The 23,620-nt window shown below is 67.8% G+C and carries 22 protein-coding genes; 9 read left to right on the plus strand and 13 right to left on the minus strand.

Translation table 11 applies throughout. The features are described 5' to 3' along the window. Positions 1-5: 5 nt before the first annotated feature. Both LTV02_RS28630 and LTV02_RS28635 read right to left on the minus strand, forming a co-directional pair. Complete coding sequence (locus LTV02_RS28630) at positions 6-908, minus strand: 3-oxoacyl-ACP reductase (RefSeq protein WP_067720933.1); 903 nt, start codon at positions 906-908, stop codon at positions 6-8. 44 nt (positions 909-952) lie between these two features. Beyond that, positions 953-1,141 carry a ferredoxin gene (locus tag LTV02_RS28635; protein ID WP_233034941.1) on the minus strand — a complete coding sequence of 63 codons (189 nt, stop codon included), beginning with the start codon at positions 1,139-1,141 and terminating at the stop codon, positions 953-955. A gap of 154 nt (positions 1,142-1,295) precedes the next feature. On the opposite strand from LTV02_RS28635, the gene LTV02_RS28640 reads away from it, so the two are divergent. Together LTV02_RS28640 and LTV02_RS28645 are read left to right on the plus strand one after the other, a co-directional pair. Next, positions 1,296-2,489, plus strand: coding sequence for an acyl-CoA dehydrogenase family protein (locus tag LTV02_RS28640; protein WP_233034943.1), 1,194 nt, complete (start codon positions 1,296-1,298; stop codon positions 2,487-2,489). A 20-nt stretch (positions 2,490-2,509) separates the two neighbouring features. Next, entirely contained in the window at positions 2,510-3,631 is a 1,122-nt protein-coding gene (locus tag LTV02_RS28645) for an acyl-CoA dehydrogenase family protein (RefSeq protein ID WP_233034945.1), read from the plus strand. 70 nt (positions 3,632-3,701) lie between these two features. Here LTV02_RS28645 and LTV02_RS28650 read toward each other — a convergent pair whose 3' ends face one another. After that, positions 3,702-4,397: a maleylpyruvate isomerase family mycothiol-dependent enzyme gene (locus LTV02_RS28650; protein WP_233034947.1), complete on the minus strand. Its 696-nt coding sequence runs from the start codon at positions 4,395-4,397 to the stop codon at positions 3,702-3,704. A gap of 18 nt (positions 4,398-4,415) precedes the next feature. Continuing rightward, positions 4,416-5,612 carry a glycosyltransferase gene (locus LTV02_RS28655; RefSeq protein WP_233034948.1) on the minus strand — a complete coding sequence of 399 codons (1,197 nt, stop codon included), beginning with the start codon at positions 5,610-5,612 and terminating at the stop codon, positions 4,416-4,418. Positions 5,613-5,788: 176 nt separating this feature from the next. Between LTV02_RS28655 and LTV02_RS28660 the strand changes: the two genes are divergently transcribed. Then, a complete protein-coding gene (locus tag LTV02_RS28660) occupies positions 5,789-6,202 on the plus strand; it encodes a VOC family protein (protein ID WP_233034949.1) in 414 nt (137 codons plus the stop codon). A 130-nt stretch (positions 6,203-6,332) separates the two neighbouring features. Here LTV02_RS28660 and LTV02_RS28665 read toward each other — a convergent pair whose 3' ends face one another. The 3 genes from LTV02_RS28665 to LTV02_RS28675 all read right to left on the minus strand — a co-directional run bounded on the left by LTV02_RS28665 (position 6,333) and on the right by LTV02_RS28675 (position 10,358). Beyond that, positions 6,333-7,328 carry a sigma-70 family RNA polymerase sigma factor gene (locus LTV02_RS28665; RefSeq protein WP_233034950.1) on the minus strand — a complete coding sequence of 332 codons (996 nt, stop codon included), beginning with the start codon at positions 7,326-7,328 and terminating at the stop codon, positions 6,333-6,335. Positions 7,329-7,467: 139 nt separating this feature from the next. Next, complete coding sequence (locus LTV02_RS28670) at positions 7,468-9,117, minus strand: acyl-CoA synthetase (RefSeq protein WP_233034951.1); 1,650 nt, start codon at positions 9,115-9,117, stop codon at positions 7,468-7,470. 203 nt (positions 9,118-9,320) lie between these two features. Continuing rightward, entirely contained in the window at positions 9,321-10,358 is a 1,038-nt protein-coding gene (locus LTV02_RS28675) for an LLM class F420-dependent oxidoreductase (protein ID WP_067720925.1), read from the minus strand. 168 nt (positions 10,359-10,526) lie between these two features. On the opposite strand from LTV02_RS28675, the gene LTV02_RS28680 reads away from it, so the two are divergent. The 4 genes from LTV02_RS28680 to LTV02_RS28695 are packed head-to-tail and all read left to right on the plus strand — an operon-like array spanning position 10,527 to position 14,126. Then, complete coding sequence (locus LTV02_RS28680) at positions 10,527-11,447, plus strand: Zn-ribbon domain-containing OB-fold protein (protein WP_408639425.1); 921 nt, start codon at positions 10,527-10,529, stop codon at positions 11,445-11,447. A 17-nt stretch (positions 11,448-11,464) separates the two neighbouring features. Then, positions 11,465-12,502, plus strand: coding sequence for a thiolase domain-containing protein (locus LTV02_RS28685; protein WP_233034953.1), 1,038 nt, complete (start codon positions 11,465-11,467; stop codon positions 12,500-12,502). Next, on the plus strand, positions 12,499-13,719 hold the full coding sequence (locus LTV02_RS28690) for a thiolase domain-containing protein (protein ID WP_233034954.1): 1,221 nt from the start codon (positions 12,499-12,501) through the stop codon (positions 13,717-13,719). Before LTV02_RS28685 ends, LTV02_RS28690 begins: the two co-directional genes overlap by 4 nt. Continuing rightward, the gene (locus LTV02_RS28695; protein ID WP_233034956.1) at positions 13,716-14,126 is read left to right on the plus strand and encodes a nuclear transport factor 2 family protein; all 411 of its coding nucleotides are present in this window, start codon (positions 13,716-13,718) and stop codon (positions 14,124-14,126) included. Before LTV02_RS28690 ends, LTV02_RS28695 begins: the two co-directional genes overlap by 4 nt. A 108-nt stretch (positions 14,127-14,234) precedes the next feature. Here the strand turns inward: LTV02_RS28695 and LTV02_RS28700 are convergent, their stop codons facing one another. Continuing rightward, complete coding sequence (locus LTV02_RS28700; protein ID WP_408639267.1) at positions 14,235-15,494, minus strand: cytochrome P450; 1,260 nt, start codon at positions 15,492-15,494, stop codon at positions 14,235-14,237. 147 nt (positions 15,495-15,641) lie between these two features. On the opposite strand from LTV02_RS28700, the gene LTV02_RS28705 reads away from it, so the two are divergent. Together LTV02_RS28705 and LTV02_RS28710 are read left to right on the plus strand one after the other, a co-directional pair. Beyond that, entirely contained in the window at positions 15,642-16,808 is a 1,167-nt protein-coding gene (locus LTV02_RS28705) for a steroid 3-ketoacyl-CoA thiolase (protein ID WP_233034958.1), read from the plus strand. A 359-nt stretch (positions 16,809-17,167) separates the two neighbouring features. Beyond that, on the plus strand, positions 17,168-17,584 hold the full coding sequence (locus LTV02_RS28710) for a helix-turn-helix domain-containing protein (protein ID WP_233034959.1): 417 nt from the start codon (positions 17,168-17,170) through the stop codon (positions 17,582-17,584). A gap of 593 nt (positions 17,585-18,177) precedes the next feature. On the opposite strand, the gene LTV02_RS28715 is transcribed toward LTV02_RS28710, so the two are convergent. From LTV02_RS28715 to LTV02_RS28735, 5 genes are all read right to left on the minus strand, one after another. Then, the gene (locus tag LTV02_RS28715; RefSeq protein ID WP_233034960.1) at positions 18,178-19,230 is read right to left on the minus strand and encodes a hypothetical protein; all 1,053 of its coding nucleotides are present in this window, start codon (positions 19,228-19,230) and stop codon (positions 18,178-18,180) included. Between the two features lie 73 nt (positions 19,231-19,303). After that, positions 19,304-19,822 carry an ImmA/IrrE family metallo-endopeptidase gene (locus LTV02_RS28720; protein ID WP_067720919.1) on the minus strand — a complete coding sequence of 173 codons (519 nt, stop codon included), beginning with the start codon at positions 19,820-19,822 and terminating at the stop codon, positions 19,304-19,306. A gap of 10 nt (positions 19,823-19,832) precedes the next feature. After that, the gene (locus LTV02_RS28725) at positions 19,833-21,422 is read right to left on the minus strand and encodes a hypothetical protein (RefSeq protein WP_233034961.1); all 1,590 of its coding nucleotides are present in this window, start codon (positions 21,420-21,422) and stop codon (positions 19,833-19,835) included. A 406-nt stretch (positions 21,423-21,828) separates the two neighbouring features. After that, the gene (locus tag LTV02_RS28730; RefSeq protein WP_233034962.1) at positions 21,829-22,290 is read right to left on the minus strand and encodes a hypothetical protein; all 462 of its coding nucleotides are present in this window, start codon (positions 22,288-22,290) and stop codon (positions 21,829-21,831) included. A 197-nt stretch (positions 22,291-22,487) separates the two neighbouring features. Beyond that, positions 22,488-23,399, minus strand: coding sequence for an SDR family oxidoreductase (locus LTV02_RS28735; RefSeq protein WP_233034963.1), 912 nt, complete (start codon positions 23,397-23,399; stop codon positions 22,488-22,490). Between the last annotated feature and the right edge of the window lie 221 nt (positions 23,400-23,620).

Below are 23,620 nucleotides of genomic sequence, written 5' to 3' on the forward strand. Positions count from 1 at the left end.
ACTAACTAACCGAGATCCATCAGCGATGACGCGGAAAACGTGGCGGCCGAAGGGCGTTCGGCGAAATAGCCGCCCAGCGACGCGGCCAGACCCTCGCGGGTCCACTCGCCCTCGGTGTCGAAGCGCTGCTCCACCACCGGGGCGGCCATCAGGGCCACCATCGGACCATAGACGACGAAGAGCTGACCGTTGACCGACTCGGCCGCGGGGGACGCCAAATATCCCACCAGGTGGGCGACGTGGTCGGGCGAGAGCGGATCGATGCCGTCCTCGGGGGCCGCGGAGAAGACCTTCTCGGTCATGGCGGTCCGGGCGCGCGGGCAGATGGCATTGGCGCGCACGCCGAAACGCGACAGCGCACGGGAAGCGGACAGGGTGAGGGCGGTGATGCCCGCCTTGGCCGCGCCGTAGTTGGCCTGGCCCTCGGGACCGAGCAGACCGGCCTCGGAGGAGGTGTTGATGATGCGGCCGTAGACCGGGCCGTCGGCTTCCTTGGACTTGCCGCGCCAGTAGGCGCCCGCATTGCGGGTCAGCAGGAAGTGCCCGCGCAGGTGCACGGCGATCACCGCGTCGAAGTCCTCGTCGGACATATTGAACAGCATCTTGTCGCGGGTGATGCCGGCATTGTTGACCACGATGTCCAGGCGGCCGAAAGTGTTCTCGGCGGCGGCGATCAGGGCGTCGGCGGTGGACCGTTCGGCAATGCTGCCGGCCACGAATTCGGCCTTCACGCCCAGCGCGCGAATATCGGCGAGGGTTGCGCTCACGGCCTCGTTTTCGGCAAGGTCGTTGACGATGACCGAGGCGCCGGCCCGGGCCAGTTCGAGGGCTTCGGCCCGGCCCAGCCCGGCGCCCGCGCCGGTGACGATCGCAACCCGGCCGGCAAGACTTGTATCAGAATCGCTCACCGGCCGACTCTAGAACGTGTTACACCCGGCGAGCAAGGCTGACATCAGACGATCTTGAGAGCGGCCTTCGGGCACTGCAGCACGGCATCGCGGACATCGTCCTCGAGATGCGCGGGGACCTCCTGGCCGATGATGTGCAACTGGTCGTCATCATCGAGTTCGAACACGTCGGGGGCATATCCGACACAGATTCCGTTCGCCTCGCACTGGTCGAGATCGACGGTGACCTTCATAGCTGACTCCTTAACCACAGGTGTTGCCCGAGCCTAACAAGCAGAGGCGGGGCCGGATAGGAAGTCAACCCTCATTTGCTCGCCATACTGGAACATGTTTCACCTGCTGTGTCATGATCGGCCTAACCGAGAAACGAAGGCTTGAGGTACTGCTATGCGGATCGCATACACGCCGCAACAGGAACAGCTGCGTGCTGAGCTGCGTGACTATTTCGCCAAACTGATCACTCCCGAACGGCGGCAGGCGCTTTCGGCCCAGACCGGTGAGTACGGCGAAGGCAATGTCTACCGCGAGGTCGTGGCGGAAATGGGCCGCGACGGCTGGCTCGCGCTCGGCTGGCCCAATGAGTACGGCGGCCAGGATCGCTCCACCATGGATCAGCTGATCTTCACCGACGAGGCCGCCATCGCGGGCGCCCCGGTGCCGTTCCTGACCATCAACTCGGTGGCGCCGACCATCATGCATTACGGCACCGAGGAGCAGAAGAAGTTCTTCCTGCCCAAGATCGCCGCGGGTGAATTGCATTTCGCCATCGGCTATTCCGAGCCGGGCGCGGGCACCGACCTGGCCTCGCTGCGCACCTCCGCGGTGCGCGACGGCGACGAGTGGGTGATCAACGGGCAGAAGATGTGGACCTCGCTGATCGCCTACGCCGACTACGTGTGGCTGGCAGCGCGCACCGATCCGAATGCCAAGAAGCACAAGGGCATCTCGATGTTCATCCTGCCCACCACCGCCGAGGGCTTCTCCTGGACGCCGGTGCACACCATGGCCGGCCCGGACACCTCCGCCACCTACTACCAGGACGTGCGGGTCAAGCACTCGGACATGGTGGGCCCGGAGAACGGCGGCTGGTCGCTGGTCACCAACCAGCTCAATCACGAACGCGTCGCGCTGACCTCGTCCGCGCCGCTGGCCCTGGCGGTCGCGCAGACCACCGAGTGGGCGCGCAATACCAAGACCGCCGACGGCGCCCGGGTCATCGATCAGGAATGGGTGCAGATCGCGCTGGCCCGCATCCACTCCAAGGTCGAGTACCTCAAGCTGCTGAACTGGGAGGTCGCCTCGCGCGCCGATGCCGGCGGGGATGCCGCGCCGCGCCCGTGGGATGCCTCCACCTGCAAGGTGTTCGGCACCGAACTGGCCACCGAGGCCTACCGCACCCTGATGGAGATCCTCGGCCCGCAGGCCTACCTGCGCCAGGATTCCGCCGGCTCGCAGCTGCGGGGGCGTCTCGAGCGCATGCACCGCGCCTGCCTGATCCTGACCTTCGGCGGCGGCACCAACGAGGTGCAGCGCGACATCATCGCCATGACCGCCCTCAAGCAGCCCGCCGCGGCGCGTTAATCGAAAGCCGGTTATCCATCATGGATTTCACTCTCACCGAAGCTCAGCAGGACCTGGCGCGGCTCACCGCCGAGGTGACCGGCAAGCTCGTCACCGCCGATCGCCTGCGGGAACTGGACAAGAACACCGACGCCGACGGCAATCCCACCGTCCGCTTCGACGCCCCGCTGTGGGCCTCGCTCGCCGAGACCGGCGTGCTGGCCGCCGCGCTCCCGGAAACCGTGGGCGGCAGTGACTTCGGCGCGCTCGAGCAGTCCGCCATCCTGCGCGAGCTGGGCAAGTCCGTCGCCGCCGTGCCGTACCTGTGGTCGATCGTGCTGGGCGCGGGCGCGCTGGCGAAATTCGGTTCCGCGGACCAGGTGGCGCTGGCCGCGCAGGCCGCCACCGGCGAGGTGGTGCTGACCGCGGCGCTGGCCGAGGAGCGCAACTGGGATCCCGCCAAGCCGGTCACCACCGCCGCCGACGAGAACGGCTGGCGCGTCACCGGTCTCAAGACCACCGTGCCCTTCGCCCGCCAGGCGGCCCGGGTGCTGGTGCCCGCCACGGTGGACGGCGCGGTCGCGGTCTTCCTGGTCGATCCGGCCGATGCCACCGTGCACGTCGCGGATCAGATCGTCACCGACCGCTCCCCCGAGGCCGAGCTCGAATTCGCCGGTACCCCGGCCGAATTGGTGGGCACCGTGGAGCAGGGCGCGGAGATCCTGACCTGGCTGCTCGAGCACGCCTGGTTCGGGCTGGCCGCCACCCAGCTCGGCACCATCGAGAAGGGCCTGGAGCTGGTCGCCGACTACGCCCGCGAGCGCGAGCAGTTCAATCGCAAGATCGGCAGCTTCCAGGCCGTGGCGCAGCGCCTGGCCGACGCCTACATCGACGTGCAGGGCGTGCGGCTGGCGGTGCAGCAGGCCGCTTGGCGGCTCGCCGAGGGCCTGCCCGCCGCGAACGAGGTGCACACCGCCAAGTTCTGGGCCGCCGAGGCCGGTCACCGGGTCGCCCACACCGTGGTGCACGTGCACGGCGGCGTCGGCATCGACCGCGACCACATCGTGAACCAGTACTTCACCGCCGCCAAGCACAACGAGTTCGCGCTCGGCGGGGCCACCGAGCACCTGCGCGCGCTGGGCAGCGCCTTCGCCGCGGAGTAGTTTCGGACCCGGCCGCGGCGGTGACACCTGAGGTGTCACCGCCGCTTCGCTTTTCGAGCGGGGCGCGGCGCTACGGCACCAGCGGCCCGGCCAGGACCCGCTCCCCCGCGGCCCGGTCGCCTTCCCAGGACAGGGTCGGATCGGTGGCGGGTTTGCGCGCCCAGAGCGCGAGCAGCAGATCCGAGGCGGTCCCGGCGATCTCCGCGACCGGTTCGCCCGGGCCGTACGTCCACCCCGGCCCCGTGTCGGTGGCCCGGACCCGCAGCGCCACTTCGGGTTCGGTGGCCAGGCCACGCTGGATCATGCGCGGCGCGAAGAGCTCGAACACTTCGGTGATGCCATCCGCGGCCAGATCCACGTCGAAGGGATACGGGTAGCCGAGAGCATTCTGGCCGTCCCACAGATGCATGAGCGTCTCCTGGGCCCGGCGCCGCCGCCAGAAGCCCACGTTCCGCGGCATCAGCCGGGTGAAGGTCCACGCGGGCGTCTCCGGATCGGCGGACAGCGATTTCACGATGGCGTCGGCGCTGGCGTCGAACCAGGCGCGCAGCTCGGCCGGATCCTTGGGCGCGGGCTCGCCCTGATAGTCGCCGCGGCCCTCGGCAACCGCCGTCACCACCCACATATTGCCCTGGCCGACATGGTCGACCAGGTCGTAGAAGGTCCAGTCACCGCAGGAGGCCACCGGCGCGGACAAGGCGACGCCGGGGGTGATGAGTTCGCCGAAAGCGGTCAGCTTGTCGCGGAGTACGGCCAGGAAATCCATGTGGGTCACGGTAACCGCTCAGGAGTCGATCTCGCGTGCGGACAGCGCGCGATCATGGACCGGGTCGGGGTGATCGGGGGCGGGTTCGAGCTCCCGCAGCAGGCGATCGCCGAGCACGTCGCGGCGAATCTCGTGACCGAGGGCCGCGGCGGCGCGGTAGTGGGTGCGACTGCGCAGCACCCGGCGCACGGCGCGGGCGATGCGCTCCGGGGATGCGGTGCGGGGCAGCGTGATTCCGGCCTTGCGGGCGTGCACCCGGGCGGCATTGTCGGCGTGGTCGCGACCGTGCGGGAGGATGACGACCGGCAGATCGGCGGCGAAGGCCTTCATGAGGGTGCCGTGGCCGCCGTGGGTGACGACCAGGCTGGCGTGGCGCATGATGCGCTGGTGGGGAGCGGCTGCGAGGACAATGACGTTCGGGGCGGCGTGCAGCTCGGCGGGATCGACGGCGGGGCCGGTGGTCACCACGCCCTGCACGGGTAGCAGAGCGAGCGCGTCGATTATCCGCTGCAGGCAATCGGTTTGCCGCTGGCCGGTGGTGGACAGCGCGACCAGCACGAGCGGTTTGCCGCCGTCCGGCACCGTCCATTCCGTTTCCCGGGTCCAGTGCGGATCGTCGAGCACCGGCCCGGCCCAGCGCACCCCGTCCGGCTGCTCCCCCGGGAAATCGAAGGCGGCGCTGGACAATACGAGCTGCTTGTATGCGAGTTGCGCCTGATCCTGGTAGTGCGCCAGCCTTTCCAGCCCGAACCCGGCCCGTAGCGCATTGAGCTGGGGTAGCAGTTCCTGATCCCAGCGGCGCTGCACCATGGTCCCCACCACCCGGTCGCGTAGCCGGGCCAGCGGTCCCGAGGCCGGCCCGAACCCGGAGCCCGGCGGCGGCGCGCCCTCCAGCGGCAGCGGATAGATGCCGGGCATGAGCACCACGAACGGCACCCCGCAGGCCTGCGCGGCGACCATGGCGCCGAAGGCGAAGAACGAGGTCAGCACGAAATCCGGTCGATCGGAATCGATTTCGTCGGCGGTATCGCGGGCGTAGCCGATCCCGGCCCTGGGCCGCAGCCGGGCGCCGGTCGCGGCTACCTCGGCGGTCATGGATTCCTCGGCGAGCACGGTCACCCGATGGCCGCGTTCCACCAGCCGGCGAACCACCCCGAGTTCCGGCGGCACGGTGCCGCCGCTTCCGGTGAGGGCGACCAGGTAGCTGTACTTCATCGGGCACCTCCTGTCCGCCCACTCTGTCACGCCGGGACCGCCGCCGACTTCCCGATCACCAAATGAGGTGTCACCGGGCCCCGGCGGGCGCACCGATGAGTTTTCCCGGGCCGCCCCGTCCCCTCTAGGACAGCAATGCAGACGCGATGGGTTCGCGAATGGAAGGACGAGGCGCGATGGCCAGCAAAATGATCTTCATCAATCTCCCGGTCTCCGATCTGGAGCGCTCCAAGACCTTCTACGAGTCGCTGGGCTGGCAGGTGAACCAGGACTTCACCGACGGCAATGCCGCCTGCATCGTGGTGGACGACAATATCTGCCTCATGCTGCTGACCAAGGACTTCTTCACCACCTTCGGCTCCCGCCCGATCGGCGACACCACCGGCACCACCAACGGCTTCTACGCGCTGGCCATGGGCAGCGCGAACGAGGTGGACGAACTGGCCGGCGCGGCGGTCCGGGCCGGCGGTTCGGAGGAGGTGAACGCCGAGAAGCGGATCCAGGAGGAACAGGTCGGCATGCACGGCCGCACCTTCCTCGACCCCGACGGCCACCAGTGGGAGCCGTTCTACATGGCCTATCCCGCCTGACCGCCGCATCGCACCGCCCCGCGCCGGAAACTCGAACGGCCCGCGGGGTTTTCACCCGCGGGCCGTTCAGGCACGTCGACGCGCTGCGCCGGTACCACCCCGGCGCATCCACCTTGCGCGGCGACCTGGTCTAGTCGCGCAGCTCCGGCGCGAGGCCGAAGAGCGGGAACAGCTTCTCCGTGTCGAGGAAGAAGTTGAGACCGGAGATCCGGTCGCCGTCCAGCTCGAGCACGGTGATGGACCACGGGATGTACACGCCCGGCTCGTCCGCGCTGGGCTTGTAGTGGGCGAAGGCCGCCATCCCGTTGGCGCCGACAGGAACCATACGCGAATCCCGGCAGGCCGAACCCGTTCCCAGCATGAACGCGGCAACATTCTCCGGACCGGAGATCCAGAGGGCGAAGGGCGGCATGGACAGCGCCACATCGGCTTTCAGCAGTTCGGTGAGGGTGCCCATGTCGTAGGCCTCGAAGGCCTTGACGAAGCCGTCGACGAGTTTGCGCTGCTCGGCGTTGGTTTCGTCGTAGGTGTCCGAAACCGTGGACACCTCCTGGACTTTGGACATGGTGGCGCGGGCGCGCTGCAGGGCGCTGTTCACCGAGGCCGGGGAAACACTCAGCATCTCGGCGGTTTCGCTGGCCGAGAAGCGCAGCACCTCGCGCATGATGAGGATGGCGCGCTGGCTGGCGGGCAGATGCTGCACGGCGGCCACGAAGGCCAGCCGGAGCGTGTCCTTGGCGCTGGCGGCATCGGCCGGGTCGGCGCCGTAGGCCAGGGCGTTCGGAATCGGCTCCACCCAAACGTAATCCGGCTCCGGGGCCGGGAGCTGCGAGTCGGGCGTGGAGGGACCGTTCAGGTCCATGGGTCTGGCTCTGCGCTGCGGACCGTCCAGCATGTCCAGACAGACATTGGTGGCGATCTTGTACAGCCAGGACCGGAGGCTGGACCGGCCCTCGAAGGAGTCGTAGGACTTCCAGGCGCGGGTGAAGGTCTCCTGCACCGCGTCCTCGGCCTCGAAGGAGGAGCCGAGCATGCGGTAGGCGTAAGCGCACAGCTCACGCCGGTGTCCCTCGAAGGACCGCAGTACCTCGTCGGTAATGGTGGCGGAGCCGGTCTTGTCGCTCATGCCGAACACTCTTCCACACCCCACCGACAAGAATCAGTACTCCGAAAAGCCTTGTGCCCGCCTGTTTCGCAACAGGCGGGCACAAGATTCACACGAGCCCCGTGCGTTCGCGCGTACCTACCCGCGCGAACGTCCGGACCTACTTGGTGGTCGGCGCTTGCGCGTGGTTGTCGGCCTCCCGCGCCTCGGTCTGCGCCAGCGCCCACTTGTAGTCGGGCTTGCCGGCGGGCGAGCGCTTGATCTCGTCCACGTACCACAGGCTGCGGGGCAGCTTGTAGGACGAGATCTCCTGAACCAGGGTGGGGCGCAGGTCTTCCAGGGTCGGCCGGGCGCCGTCGCGGCAGTGCACGACCGCCACCACGCGCTGCCCCCAGCGCTCGTCCGGCACGCCGACGACCAGCGCGTCGAAGACCTCGGGATGCGCCTTGAGCGCGCCCTCGACCTCTTCGGGGTAGATCTTCTCGCCGCCGGAGTTGATGGACACCGAACCGCGGCCCAGCATGGTCACGGTGCCGTCCTCCTCCACGCGGGCGTAGTCGCCCGGGATGGAGTAGCGAACGCCGTTGAAGGTCTTGAAGGTTTCGGCGGTCTTGACCGGGTCGTTGTAGTAGCCGACCGGGATATTGCCGGTGCGGGCCAGCATGCCGACCTTGCCGGAACCGGCCTCGACCTCGACGCCGTTCTCGTCGATCACCTTGGTGGAGCCGTCGATCTTCACCCGCGGGCCGCCGGTGTGGGTGGTGCCCTTGGACGCCACCGACAGGCCGCCGAAACCGGTCTCCGAGGAGCCGATGGAGTCGGTGATGAGCGCGTTCGGGAAGCGCTCGATGAACTCGTCCTTGAGCGCGGGCGAGAACAGCGCGGCGCTGGAGGCCAGCACCCACAGCGACGAATGCTGGTACGGCGCGCCGGTTTCCGGGTTGCCGTCGTGCAGCGCGTCCAGCATCGGACGGGCCATGGCATCACCGGTAATAAAGATCATGTTCACGCCGTGGCGCTCGATGGCCTGCCACACGCCGTGCCCGGAGAACTCCGGCAGCATGACCGCCTTGCCGCCGTCGAACAGCGAGTGCAGGGTCGCGGTGAACGAGCCGCCGTGGATCAGCGGCGGGATCGGGTAGCGCACCATCGGCGTATTGCCGCTGGCGCCGCCCTTGGCCTGCTCCCACTCGTCCTCGATGAAGACGCCGGTGTAGAAGTTGATGCCGCCGCCGAGCACGCGCCACCAGTCCTCCTGCCGCCACATGACGCCCTTGGGCAGGCCGGTGGTGCCGCCGGTGTAGATCATCATGATGTCGTCGGAGGAGCGCTCCTCGAAGTCGCGCTCGCCGTGGGTGGAGGCGATGGCGTCCTCGTAGCGGACCGCGGCCGGCGGCAGGTCCAGTTCGGTGCCGTCCTCGACCGTGATCACGGTCTTGATGGCCGCCACGTTCGGCAGCACATTGGTGACCTTGTCGCTGTAGCGGCGCTCGTGAATCAGAGCCACCATGTCCGAGTTGGTGAAGATGTACTGCAACTCGTTCTCGACGTACCGGTAGTTGACGTTGATCATTACCGCGCGCGCCTTGAAGATGGCCACCATGGCCTCGACGGCCTCGATGGTGTTGCGCGAGTACACGCCGACCTTGTCACCCGGCTTCACACCCTGTTCTTGCAGGTAGTGCGCAAGACGGTTGGCCCGGTCCTCCAGTTCGGCGTAGGTCACCGAACGAGTGTCATCGGCCAGCGCGACACGTTCGGGCATGAGGTCGATGGTGTGCTCGACAAGATCCGCAATGTTGTAGCTCACAGGATCAAAATAGAACGTGTTCTTGTGTGTGACAAGCCACAAATTCTTCTTGGTCGATCGACCGGATGTGTCCCCCGCCACAGATTACGGCGACTTACGCGAAATTGGAATAGCCGCGAAAGAACGCGCCCCGCCAACCGGGACGCGCCCTTCCCACACCAGCCGCACAGGCGTATCGCGCGGGCGGAATTTTAGAACAAGTTCTACGACTCGATCAGCGGCCGGAACTGTTCGAACTGCGCCACGTTCCGGACGCCCACCAGCAGCTCGGTCACGCCCGCCTTCTCCCAGACTTTCAGCTGCTCACGCACGTGCGCCTCGTCGCCGATGATGGTGGTGTCGAGGATCAGCTCGTCCGGCACGGCGGCCGCGGCGGCTTCCTTCTGACCGGCCCGGAACTTGGCCGTGATCTCGTCGACCGCGTCGCCGTAGCCCATGCGCCGGTAGACCTGGGCATGGAAATTCAATTCCTCCGCGCCCATCCCGCCGATGTACAGGGCGCTGAACGGGCGCAGCCGGTCCAGCTCCGCCTTGGGGTCGTCGGTCAGGATGACCTGCGCGGTCGCCGCGATCTCGAAGTCCTCGCGGGTGCGCCGCGCGCCCGGCTTCGCGAAGCCCTCGTCCAGCCATTCGTTGTACATGTCGGCCAGGCGCGGGGTGTAGTAGATCGCCAGCCAGCCGTCGGCGATCTCGGCGGTCAGCGCCACGTTCTTCGGGCCTTCCGCGCCCAGCCAGATGGGCAGATCGGCGCGCAGCGGATGGGTGATCGGCTTGAGCGGCTTACCCAGGCCGGTCGCGCCGGAACCGTTGTAGGGCAGCGGGAAATGCGGTCCGGCGCTGGTCACCTTGCCCTCGCGGGCCAGCACCTGGCGCACGATCGAGACGTATTCGCGGGTGCGGGCCAGCGGCTTGGCGAACGGCTGCCCGTACCAGCCCTCCACCACCTGCGGACCGGAGACGCCGAGCCCGAGAATGTGCCGCCCGCCGCTGAGGTGATCGAGGGTCAGCGCGGCCATGGCGGTGCCGGTGGGCGTACGCGCCGACATCTGCACCACCGAGGTGCCGAGCCGCACCCGCGAGGTGTCCGAGCCGTACCAGGCCAGCGGGGTGAAGGCGTCCGAGCCCCACGATTCGGCGGTGAACACGGCGTCGAAGCCGACCTCTTCGGCGGCCAGTACCAGTTCGCGGGTATCGGCGGGCGGTTGCGCACCCCAATATCCGAGTTGCAAACCGAAACGCATGCGGTGTCCTTCCGTCCGTCGAGCGGGGCCGGGCGCCCACTCCCCCACCTCGGGAGTTGCGGGTTCCAGGCACTCGCGCAGTGGTGACTCTTGCCACCATCTTTAGAACCTGTTCTACTCGATCGCGTGACTCTGGGGAATACCGAAGTACTGTCCGCGCCGCTGCGGATGCAGTTCGATTACACCCGTTCCACCGGCCCGACGATCGGTCGCTTCCTCACCGGGCTGCGCTCCGGTCGGGTAATCGGCGTCAAGGGCTCGGATGGGCGGGTGATCGTGCCGCCGGCCGAATTCGATCCGAAAACCGCGGAACCACTGACGGAATTCGTCGACGTCTCCGACGTGGGCACCGTGCAGTCCTGGTCCTGGGTTGCCGAACCGCTGCCGAATCAGCCGTTCGACCGGCCCTTCGCCTACGCGCTGATCAAGCTCGACGGCGCGGACACCGCGCTGCTGCACGCCGTGGACGTGGCCTCGCCGGCCGATATCGCCACCGGCCTGCGGGTGCGGGCGCGCTGGGCGGGCGAGCGCACCGGCGACATCCACGACATCGTCGCGTTCGAGCCGGGCGAGACCTCGGCCGCGCCCGCGCCGTCCGACGAGGGCGAACCGGTGACCGGCATCATCACCCCGGTCGACCTGTCGTTCAAGCACACCGCCGCGCCGCAGGAAGGCGAATTCCTCAAGGCCATCATGGAGGGCCGCCTGCTGGGCGCGCGCGCCCGGATGGACGGCAAGGTGTACTTCCCGCCGCGCGGCGCCGATCCGCGCGACGGCTCGCCGACCGACGACTACGTCGAGGTGTCCGACAAGGGCATCGTGACCACCTTCTGCATCGTGAACGTGCCGTTCATGGGTCAGCGCCTCAAGCCCCCGTACGTGGCCGCGTACATCCTGCTCGACGGCGCGGACATCCCGTTCCTGCACCTGGTGCTGGGTCTGGACGCCAGCGAGGTGCGCATGGGCATGCGGGTCGAGGCCGTGTGGAAGCCGCGCGAGGAATGGGGTCTGTCGATGGCCAACATCGACCACTTCAAGCCGACCGGCGAGCCCGACGCCGACTACGACTCGTTCGCGCACCACCTGTAGAGAGGCGCTGAAACACCTTGAGCAACAACAACTCTAGCGATATCGCGGTGGTGGGCTTCGCCCACGCGCCGCACGTGCCGGAGACCTTCGGCACCACCAATGGCGTGGAGATGCTCGCGCCCTGCTTCCACGAGCTGTACGACAAGCTCGGCATCGGCGTGGCCGACATCGACTTCTGGTGCTCGGGATCGTCGGATTACCTTGCCGGACGGGCCTTCTCGTTCATCTCGGCGATCGACTCGATCGGCGCGGTGCCGCCGATCAACGAGTCGCACGTGGAGATGGACGCGGCCTGGGCGCTGTACGAGGCGTGGGTGAAACTGCGCTCCGGGCAGGCGGAGACGGCGCTGGTCTACGGCTTCGGCAAGGCGTCGGCCGGCACCCTGCGCCAGGTCCTGACCCTGCAGACCGACCCGTACCTGGTCGCGCCGCTGGGACCGGACTCGGTGTCGATGGCCGGGCTGCAGGCCCGCGCGGGCCTGGACGCGGGCAAGTGGACCGAGGCCGATATGGCCACGGTCGCGGCGCGCGGCAACGGCATCGATGTCGAAAAGCTCTTGGCCGCAGACTATGTCGCGAATCCGTTCCGGGCGCACGACATCGCCCCCATCACCGACGGCGCGGCCGCGATCGTGCTGGCCGTGGGCGACAAGGCCCGTGAGCTCGCCGAGCGTCCGGCCTGGCTGACCGGGATGGCGCACTACATCGACACCCCGATCCTGGGCGCTCGCGACCTGACGATCTCGGACTCGACCTCGCGCGCCGCCAAGGCCGTATTGAACGGCGCGGCAGCCGATTTCGATGTCGCCGAACTGCACGCGCAGTTCTCGCACGAGGAGCTCATCCTCAAGGACGCCATCGGGCTGAACGGGAACACCCGGATCAACCCGTCCGGCGGTCCGCTGGCCGGCAATCCGATGTTCGCCGCCGGGCTGGAGCGCATCGGCTTCGCCGCTCGTGAAATCTTCAATGGCAATGCGAATCGCGCACTGGCCCATGCCAGTTCCGGTCCCGCGCTGCAGCAGAACCTGGTCGCCACGCTGGAGGCAAAATGAGTACAGTATCGCGCAGCGATTCGGTGAGGGGCGGCGGTCGGGCGGCGGGTGGGCCATTCCCCGCCGCGGTGCTCGGCACCGGACAGACCCATCACGTGACCAAGCGGTCGGACGTGTCCATGGCGGGCATGTGCCGCGAGGCCATCGACCGCGCGCTGGCCGACTCCGGCCTGACCATGGCCGATATCGACGCCGTGGTGATCGGCAAGGCCCCCGACTTCTTCGAGGGCTCCATGATGCCGGAGCTCTTCCTCGCCGACGCCCTGGGCGCCACCGGGAAGCCGCTGCTGCGCGTGCACACCGCCGGTTCGGTGGGCGGCTCCACCGCCGTCGTCGCCGCCAATCAGGTGCAGGCGGGCGTGCACGGCAAGGTGCTCGCCATCGCGTGGGAGAAGCAGTCGGAATCCAATGCCATGTGGGCGCTGTCGAATCCGGTTCCGTTCACCATGCCGGTCGGCGCGGGCGCGGGCGGCTATTTCGCCCCGCACGTGCGCGCCTACATCCGCCGCGCCAACGCACCGCTGCACATCGGCGCCATGGTGGCGGTGAAGGACCGCAAGAACGGCGCGCGCAATCCGTACGCGCACCTCAAGCAGCCCGATATCACCATGGAATCGGTGATGTCGTCCCAGATGCTGTGGGACCCAATTCGTTTCGACGAGACCTGCCCGTCCTCGGACGGCGCCTGCGCCATCGTGATCGGTGACGAGGCCTCGGCCAAAGCCGTCGAGGCACAGGGCAAGAAGGTGGCGTGGGTGCACGGCACCGCCATGCGCACCGAACCGCTCGCGTACGCGGGCCGCGATCAGGTGAATCCGCAGGCCGGGCAGGCCGCCGCGAAGGCGCTGTGGAAGCAGGCCGGGATCACCAATCCCCTGGAGGAGATCGACGCGGCCGAGATCTACGTGCCGTTCTCCTGGTTCGAGCCGATGTGGCTGGAGAACCTGGGCTTCATGCCCGAGGGCGAGGGCTGGAAGCTGACTGATGCGGGCGAAACCGCCATCGGCGGAAAGCTTCCCGTGAATCCGTCGGGCGGCGTGCTGTCCTCCAACCCGATCGGCGCGTCCGGCATGATCCGGTTCGCCGAGGCCGCCAAGCAGGTCATGGGCCGCGCGGGCGACTACCAGGTGGAGAACGCCAAGAAGGCCTACGGTCACGCGTACGGCGGTGGCTCGCAGTACTTCTCGATGTGGGTCGTCGGAAGCGAGCAGCCGTGAGCGCGGAACATCCGGCCCGGGTAGCGGGCTACGCATCGCAGGCCGCGGTGCGCGCCAAGGACAAGACCGCGTGGGTGGCGCTGTTCGCCGCCGACGGCATCGTGGAGGATCCGGTCGGGCCGTCCTTCTTCGATCCCGAGGGCAAGGGGCATCGCGGTGCGGAGGCCATCGCGGCCTTCTGGGACAAAGCGATCGCCCAGACGGAGACCATCGAGTTTCTTTTCGAGGATTCCTTCGCCTGCGGCAGTGAGGTGGCCTTCACCGGTCGCATTCGCACCACCATGGGCGGGCATATCGTCGATGCGGAAGGCGTGTTCACTTACAAGGTGGACGAGGACGGGAAAATCCTTGCCCTGCGCGCCTTCTGGGAAACCGACCGGGCCATGAAGACCTTGAAGCCTGCCTGATTTTCCGACCCCGCCGAATATTCGGACATACGTCCAGAATCGTCACGTGGCGGGAAAAACGAAGCGGGTGAACGGTATACCGTTCACCCGCTTGTTTTCATTCTACGGTCAGTGCTGGACCGGGCAGCCGCCCTTGTAGTCCACCTGCAATTCCTTGACGCCGTTCAGCCAGCCCGAGCGCAGTCGCTTGGGATCGCCCAGCTTGGTGATGTCCGGCATGTAGTCGGCGATGGCATTGAAGATGATCTCGATCTCCAGCCGCGCCAGGTTCGCGCCGACGCAGTAGTGCGCACCGGTGCCACCGAAAGACAAGTGCGGGTTGGGATTCCGCGTGATGTCGAAGGTGTAGGGATTCTCGAAGACGTCCTCGTCGAAGTTGGCCGAGCGGTAGGCCAGCAGCACCCGCTGCCCCTTCTTGATCTCGACGCCGTTCAGCTCGGTGTCCTCGAGCGCGGTGCGCTGGAAGCTGCTCACCGGCGTGGCCCAGCGAATGATCTCGTCGGCCGCGGTCTTGGGGCGCTCCCGCTTGTAGAGCTCCCACTGCTCGGGGTTCTCCATGAACGCGATCATGCCGTGCGTGGTGGCATTGCGGGTGGTCTCGTTGCCGGCCACCGCCAGCACCATGACGAAGAACCCGAATTCCTCGGGGGACAACGCTTCTCCGTCGATATCGGCCTGGACCAGCGTGGTCACGATGTCCTCGGCCGGGCAGGCGCGCCGGGACTCGGCCATCTGGTAGGCGTAGCCCAGGATCTCCATGGACGCGGTCATCGGATCGACGTCGGAATCCGGATCGTCGTAGCTGGTCATCTCGTTGGACCACTTGAACAGCTTCATCCGATCCTCTTGCGGCACACCGATCAATTCGGCGATGGCCTGCAAGGGGAGCTCGCTGGCGACCTGCTCCACGAAGTCGCCGGTGCCGCCGTCGGCGGCCGCCTTCACGATCTTCTCGGCGCGCGCGGTGAGTTCGGCGCGCAGGCCGTTGATCACGCGCGGGGTGAAGCCCTTGGAGATCAGCTTGCGCAGCTTGGTGTGCTCCGGGGCATCCTTGTTGAGCAGCACGAAGCGCTGCATCTCGATCTGCTCGCGGGTGATGTCGTCGTTGAAACGCGGGATGGCCGTGTTCTCGAAGGTCGAGAAGACGTCGTCGCGCCGGGAGACTTCCTTCACATCCGCGTGCTTGCTGACCACCCAGAAGCCGTCGTCCGCGAAGCCGCCGACTTCCGGAGACTTGGGGTTCCACCAGATCGGGGCGGCCTTGCGGAGCTCGGCGAACTCCTCGGCGGGCACACGCTGCGCCCAGATATCCGGGTCCGTGACGTCGAAACCATCCGGCACGTTGGGCCGGGCGTGGGTATCCACCACCAGCAGTCTCCTTTGACCAACTGAAACACGTTCTACCGTTATTGAAGCACAGGGGGTACAACAAGAGAAGGGACTAGGTACGAAGGCCGCAACAGGCCTACGTTACCGCTAGAGAACTTGTTGCAGTTCAGCTCCGGAAGGAAAGAAATGGGTACACCCGTAATCGTCGAGGCCGCGCGCACTCCGATCGGCAAGCGCAACGGCTGGCTGGCCGGCATGCACGCCGCCGAGCTGCTCGGGGCGGCCCAGAAGGGCGTGCTCGAGCGCGCCGAACTCGACCCGATCCTGGTCGAGCAGGTCGTCGGCGGCTGCGTCATGCAGGTGGGCGAGCAGAGCAACAATGTCACCCGCACCGCATGGCTGCACGCGGGCCTGCCGTGGCAGTCCGGCGCGGTCACCATCGACAATCAGTGCGGTTCGGCGCAGCAGGCCGCGGGCCTGGTCGCGGGCCTGATCTCCACGGGCGCAATCGAAGTCGGCCTGGCGTGCGGCATCGAGTCGATGAGCCACGTGCCGCTGGGCGCGAACGTCGGCACCCACGCCGGCCCCCGCCGCCCCGCCTCCTGGGACATCGACATGCCCAACCAGTTCGAGGCCGCGGAGCGAATTGCCAAGCGGCGCGGCATCACTCGCGATGACGTCGAGAAATTGGGCGAGCGCTCGCAGCGGCTGGCCGCGCAGGCGTGGGCCGAGGGGCGCTTCGATCGCGAGGTGCTGACCATCGCGAACGCGCCGCAGGTCGACAAGGAGGGCAACCTCACCGGCGAGTTCGCCGACATCAGCAAGGACCAGGGCCTGCGCGCCACCACCCGCGAGGCGCTGGCCAAGCTGAAGCCGGTGCTGGAGGGCGGTATTCACACCGCGGGCACCTCCTCGCAGATCTCCGACGGCGCGGCCGCGGTGCTGCTGATGGACGAAAAGGCCGCGCAGCGACAGGGTTTGAAGCCGCGCGCCCGGATCGTGTCCCAGTGCCTGGTCGGCGGCGAGCCGGAATATCATCTGGACGGCCCGGTGCAGGCCTGCCAGCGACTGCTCGAGCGCAGCGGGATGAGCATGTCGGACATCGACTTGTTCGAGATCAACGAAGCTTTCGCGTCCGTGGTGCTGTCGTGGGCCTCGGTGCACAAGCCGGACTTCGATCGGGTGAACGTCAACGGCGGCGCCATCGCGCTCGGCCACCCGGTCGGCAGCACCGGATCCCGGCTCATCACAACGGCTTTGCACGAACTGGAACGTTCCGACAAGTCCACGGCGATGATCCTGATGTGCTGCGGTGGCGCCCTCGCGACCGGCACCATCATCGAGAGGATCTAGTCCACAATCGAATTCGGCCAAGGTTGAACGTTCATCCTGAGGTACCGCGAAACGTGGCGTACGCCACACAATCCCAGGTACAGACAAGAAGATGAGACGTCAGCTATCTTATGGCTACCCGTGGCCCGTCCGGGAAGACCCTCGCGACGGGCCAGAACCGGGGCTCTTAAGCGCTCGGCAAGAACCATGGGGGTGGCCCGCAAACGCCCAAGCCAACGCAGGTTCGCCGGATCACCGTCTAGAAGCTTCAAGGAAATCGCGAATCAGGCGTAGGTTTTCAGTTACTGAGCCGCTAATATCAATGATACGTATCCGAGATAACGACTGTTAGTACAGCGAAGGGAATTGGGCGGCTCACAATGGCTGATTTCGCGGCGCGGCTGAACAAGCTGTTCGAAACCGTGCATCGCCCGGGGCGTAAGCCGCACACGAACGCAGAGGTGGCGGCCGCCTTGACGGCATCCGGCCATCCGATCTCGAAACCGTATCTGTCGCAGTTGCGGTCGGGACAGCGCACGAATCCGTCCGATGAGACGGTGGCGGCGCTGGCGAAGTTCTTCAAGGTCAAACCGGACTACTTCTTCAACGACATCTACGCGGCGAAGATCGATCATGATCTCGAGCTGCTGTCCCAGCTGCAGGGCTATGGACTTCGTCGGCTGTCGAGTAGAGCGTTCGACCTCTCCGAAGAATCTCAGAATCTGCTTACCTCCATGGCGGAGAAGTTGCGGGCAAGTGAAGGCTTGCCCGAAATTCCTCCGGACGGCACGGAATAGGCCCTGTCACAGCGCAACACAGTGCGGCTAGCTCGGAGGCCGCACTGTGTTGGTTTGTAACAGGGAATGCTCCAGGTCGTACCACGGGCGATGACACGGGGGCGCTGGTTGCAGGCCAGCGCCGCTGTTTCGGAAGATCTAGTACGCCTCGCCGGACCATTCGGTTCGAGTGAAGAGTGTTGCACCGGTCTCAGGGCGCTGAGGCCATGTGGCGTAGACCCCTGCGCTGGTGCAATATGCACAAACCTGGCATAAGGGCGCTTGCGTTCCGCAAAGCATTCAAACCAGTCTTTTTGTGCACTATGTCGTTTTGTGCGTTGTGAGCGTTTCGCCCCCATTGCACCAACTGCGACAAGCAAAGTCCCTGGCGTGCACCTCGAGTGTGCCGAGACGAAAGATCGGATACGTTGTCTCGGCACGAATGCTCGCGAACGGGTCATCAGTACGGCGACCGATTCGATGACAGATTCGATGACGGATCCAACCGATACGAATTGACCCATGGAATGTCGCAATAGGGACTGCAGGCGTGAATGTGCCGCGGCGGTCGTCCGCCGCGGCACATTCTTGTATTGAGTCGAACCGTGTCCGAATTATCGCGCTGAAGAACTACTCGCCGCCGGCGTACTGCTCGTGGCCTTCGCGTCGAAGGCCCGGGCAATGGCTTGGACCCAGCCGCGCGGGCCCACGCCCGGCGGCGGCGAGATCCAGCGCGGGTCGATCACCACGTCCCCGAACGGATTTCGCGCCCATTCGGCAACCCGCTCGGCGCGCGGAACCACCGCGTCCGGCGGTTTGGTGGCATCGGTGAGCTCGATGCCGACCGAGGCCAGATCCACGCCGCCGCCGGATTGCAGGTAGAGCGCGTCCATGATCTGGGCGATCTGGTCGGAAGCCTTGAGCTGGGTGCCGGTTCCGGTCTGATCCTTGGCCACCACCTCGGGGAAGCGGGCGATCAGGACTCGGTGCAGGGTGCGAATCTGCCGCAGCAGCAGGCGCGCTCGCACCCAGAGTTCGATCACGATCCAGACCGCGCCGATGGCGATGAGCAGGCTCGCGAGCGACCACACCGGCCAGAACCAATCGCCCTTGCCCGGTTCGGCCATGGGTTCGTGCTGGAAGGCCCGGCGAATGGAGAGTGCCGAAAGTAGACCGACCAGAAGGGTTCCCGTGCTGTAGATGGCGATACCGCGGCCCAGCGTGGTCCAGTCCAGATTGCGGACACCGGTCACCACGATGAACACGCACTCCAGCAGCACCATCGACCAGCCGAAGGTGACCGACCAGAACAGGGTGAGCAGCATGGCGAGTGCGCCGCCGGCGTAGATGATCCACGCGATCTGCCGCAGGTTGCGGCGCGAGACCACCGGCCACGCGGCGGCCGCCACCACCGAGGTCGCGGTGCCGAAGAGGATCCAGGACGCGACGGTCAGCCGGTCCGACAACCACATGCCGCGCAGGCCGCCGGGCATCAGATGATCAACCGCGACACCGATTTCCGGCACCGCCAGCGTCGCCGCGGCCGCCACCGCCGCCACCGCGAACAGGATCGCGACCCGCGCGGTGGTCGCCGGTTTCACCAGCACCCGCCCGACTCTCGCCCCCGCGGCCATCCAGACCAGCAGCGCAGTCAACCAGAAGGTCATGCGGCGTCCTTTCGCGGATGATCGAGGGGCACTCCGTGGTTACGCAAGCCGCCTCCTCCGTGCCCTGACCCGCTCATCCGAGAGCCTCATCGAATCGAAGGACCGAGACGCCCGCGCCCCGGTTGTTGAACACGCGCAGGCGGGTCATGAGCATGCTGGCGAAAGTCTCCGCCTCCCATTCCGCCTGCTCGTCCTCGCCGAGATCCACCGCCGTCTGATGCGCGCGCTGACTGAGCATGTAGGCGATGAGATCGTCGCTGGCCTCCAGCACCACCTCGGCCGCCGCCTCGCCCGGATGGTCGAAGACGATGTGGCCCAGCTCGTGGGCCAGGGTGTGGTCGCGGGACGGCAGCGCCGACGCCAGCACGATCACGTCCTTCTCCGGATAGCTGCGGCGCTGACCGCAGACGCCGGGACCCAGTTGGGCACTGGCGATTTCGATCGGCCGCCGGCGTTCGGCGGAAATGGCGAGCACCACTTCGTCCAGGGTGGTGGCGTCGAAGTCGGCGGCCACCGCGCACACCGCGTCCACCGCCGCGGCCACCCGGCGATAGGACCCGATGCTATGGCTCTGCGCCCGGCTCTCGGTCATCGTGGTCCCCTCACACCCTCGGTCCGAAGAACGCGGCCCGGGCGGCATCGATCCGGCCCTGCGCCGCCGACGCGCTCTGGAAACTCACCGCGCCCGAACCCGCGCCCGCCAGGGTGAGCGCGATCAGGCCGCCGATCACCGACAGCGTCTTGATGGGCGGCAACGGGGAATTGGCCGAGGTGGGTCGCACCTGCGGATTCGGTTGCGCCTGTGCGGGAGCCGGGGCGGGCGGCGGCGGTGGGGCCGCGGCGGGCGCCGGCTCCGGTTCGGCCACGGCGGGCGCCACCACGGGGGCGGCGACGGCCGGGGCCGCCGGGGCGGGAGCTTGCGGGGCCTGCGGAATCTCGATGGGCACCGACGGGGCCTCGGGAGCCGGCGCCGGGAGCGGAATCAACAGCAGGAGCAGCGGTGAGGCGCACAGCGCGGCGGAACCCGTTGCGGCGGAACCGACTCCGGCCGAACCGACGGCGGCCGAACCCAGCGCGGCCGAACCCGTGGCCGCGGAACCGACCCCGGCCGAACCGACGGCGGCCGAACCCGCGCCGGTCGAGCCGGTGGCGGCGGAACCGACGGCCGCGGAACCGGCCGTCGAACCCGCATCCGCGGAACCGGCGGCGGAACCCACTGCCGCCGAACCGATTCCGGCGGAACCGACGGCGGCCGAACCGGTGCAGAAGGCCAGCAGACCGGCCGATCCGGTGGCCGCCGAGCCCACGGCGGCCGAACCGACCGCGGCCGAACCGGTACCGAGCAGCGTGGCCAGCAGGCCGAGTCCGGAGCCGGTGGCCGCCGAACCCACGGCGGCAGAACCGGTTCCGAGCAGCAAGGGGAGGCCGACTCCGGCGGAGCCCACGGCCGAACCGGTGCCCGCGCCGGCGGAGCCGAGGGCCGAGCCGGTACCGGCCGCGGCGGAACCCACTGCGGCCGAGCCCGTTCCGACGGCCGCCGAGCCGAGGCCGAGGGTGGCGGAACCGGTACCGAGAACGGCGGAGCCGGTGCCCGCACCCGCCGAACCGACAGCGGCGGAACCGGTGCCGAGCAAGGCGCCGAGACCGGCCAGGCCGCCTACTCCGGCGGAGCCGACACCGGCAGAACCCACTCCGGCCGAACCCACACCGGCAGAACCGACACCGGCGGAGCCCACTCCAGCCGAACCGACTCCAGCGGAACCGACGGCGGCCGAACCCGCTCCAGCGGAACCGACGGCGGCCGAACCCGCTCCGGCGGATCCGGCTCCGGCCGAGCCGACGCCGAACAATATGGCCAGCAGATCCTGGGGTCCGGCAACGGGATTCACGCCGGGGGCGCCCGCACCGGTGGGGTTCACGGCGGCCGAACCCGCGCCGCCCGGGTTCGTGCCCGAAACGGTCGCGTCGGCGGGGTTTCCGCCGAGTCGGCCTGTGGCATCAGCGCCGGGCGCTACGACGGGTTGTGGCTGTTGCGACTGCGGGGATCGGGGCACCACGGGCTCCTGCCCGGCGGGCACCGGTTCGAGGTCGATCCCGTTGGGCTGCGCGAGCGCGGCAACCGGCCCGAGCAGCGCTGTACCGGCGACAGCTGCTATCGCTGCCACCAGGCGCATTGCACGACCAACGATCATGCGCCAGCCATCCCCTCATCGATACTGCGCAGTCGGCTTGTCGCCCGCACGCGGTCGGTGCGGGTCAGAGCACGCGGCCACCCCGATAGCCGGGCCTTTGCGGAACGCGGTCATCGTACAAGGGTGTACGAGGTCCCGCACAAGTCCCGAATGCTTTAGGGGCCGAGACAAACCGTACGCCTGCGCATCTCCCCATGTATCGAATATCCGCAAGCGGCCCAGGCCAATTGGGTTCACCGGGCGCTACGCGCGGGCCTCACAACGCGGGATTCGCACTTGTGAGGCGCGAGTGAACATGTGCAACAAGGGCAATTCAGACCTATAGGACAGCAAATCCCCTGCTCACCTCGGGTGAGCATGCGCTTCGGCCGACCAAGTGGTATGCATCACTTCGGGATACAGAGGGCTATGGCTGCGGCACCCGCGGCGCGATGGCATCGAGGAACGCCTCGGCGGTCGGGGCGGGCCCCGGACCCATATTGATGTGAGAGCCGTCACTCCATTGGCCGAGGGTCGTATACGGTTCGCCGCCGAGCGGATCCACCGAATACTCGAGGGTGTAGTACCGGCACTCCCCCGCCTCCGGCGGCACCACGAACGCCGCGAAGTACGCCTCCGGCGAGGCGGTCGGCTCCGGCAGCGTCACCAGCACGATGCGCGACCCGTCGCGCTCGATCAGCCGGCCGCTCAAACCCGTGGGCGCCAGCCGATCCGCCGCGGGCAGCGTCGAACCGAGGCCGTTCCACCAATCGGTGAGCGCCGCGGTCCAATTCTCCGGCGCCACCCGTTTCACCAGCTCCGCACCGCGCGACCGCGCCATGTGCGCCAACAACCGGTGCGCGAATTGGTAGTGCTGCGCCCGCGCCATCCGAAACCTCGTTCCACTCAGCCGATCAACTTCACCGCCGAACCTACCCCGGGCGGGGTGCCCCGCGCCGCATCCGGCAGGGCCGCCGGCCGGGCTGGGTACCGGTGCGGAAACAGGTGGTGAACAGCGGATTACCCGGCGCTGAAACACGAATCGCCGACACCCGGACGGGTGTCGGCGAGAGGTGGAAGCGGAACTCAGGCGCCGTAGACGGGCTCCGGGGTGACGGCCTTGGCCAGCAGGTCACGCACCACCGGGCCCAGTTCGGCCGGCTCCCAGCGAGCGCCGCGGTCGACCGAGACGCCGTGCCGCCAGCCGTCGGCCACCGTCACCTTGCCGCCCTCGACCTCGAACATGCGACCGGTGACGCCGGCCGAATCGGCGCTGCCCAGCCAGACCACCAGCGGGGAGACGTTCTCGGGGGCCATGGCGTCGAAGCCGTCCTCGGGAGCGGCCATCATGTCGGCGAAGACGGTCTCGGTCATGCGGGTGCGCGCGGCCGGGGCGATGGCATTGACGGTGATGCCGTAGCGGGCGAACTCGGCCGCCGCGGTCAGGGTCAGGCCCGCGATGCCGGACTTGGCGGCGGCGTAGTTGCCCTGGCCGACCGAACCCAGCAGGCCCGCACCGGAACTGGTATTGATGATGCGCGCCTCGGGGGTGCGGCCCGCCTTGGCCTCGTTGCGCCAGTACTCGGCGGCGTGCCGCATGGGGGCGAAATGACCCTTGAGGTGCACCTTGATGACGGCGTCCCACTCGTCCTCGCCGAGGTTGACCAGCATGCGGTCGCGGACGATACCGGCATTGTTGACCAGGATGTCCAGGCGGCCGAAGGCTTCCACGGCGGAGGCGATGAGGCGGCGCGCGCCCTCCCAGTCGGAGATGTCGTCGCCGTTCACGACGGCTTCGCCGCCGAGGGCCTTGATCTCCTCGACCACCTGGGCGGCCGGGGAATCCGGGCTGGGGGCGCCGTCGAGTTCGGCGCCGAGGTCGTTCACGACGACCTTCGCGCCGGCGGCGGCGAAAGCGAGGGCGTGCGCACGACCGATGCCGCGACCGGCACCGGTCACGATGGCGACGCGGCCTTCACAGATCTTGTTGTCAGTCATATGGATTACCTCGCTGGTGAGTGAAAGGGATTGTGGGGGCTACGCCCCCACACCCCCAGAGGGAAGGAACAGGGAGCGGTAAGAGCTGCGGGCCGCCCCACGAGGTTCGGGGAGCAGCCACGATCGGAGCCGACCGCTCCACGAGAGCCGGACAAGCCGCCACCGCCGGAGCCGACCGCTCCACGAGAGCCGGACAAGCCGCCACCGCCGGAGCCGACTGC

The organism is Nocardia yamanashiensis, from assembly GCF_021183565.1.
GTDB classification, from domain to species: Bacteria; Actinomycetota; Actinomycetes; order Mycobacteriales; family Mycobacteriaceae; genus Nocardia; species Nocardia yamanashiensis.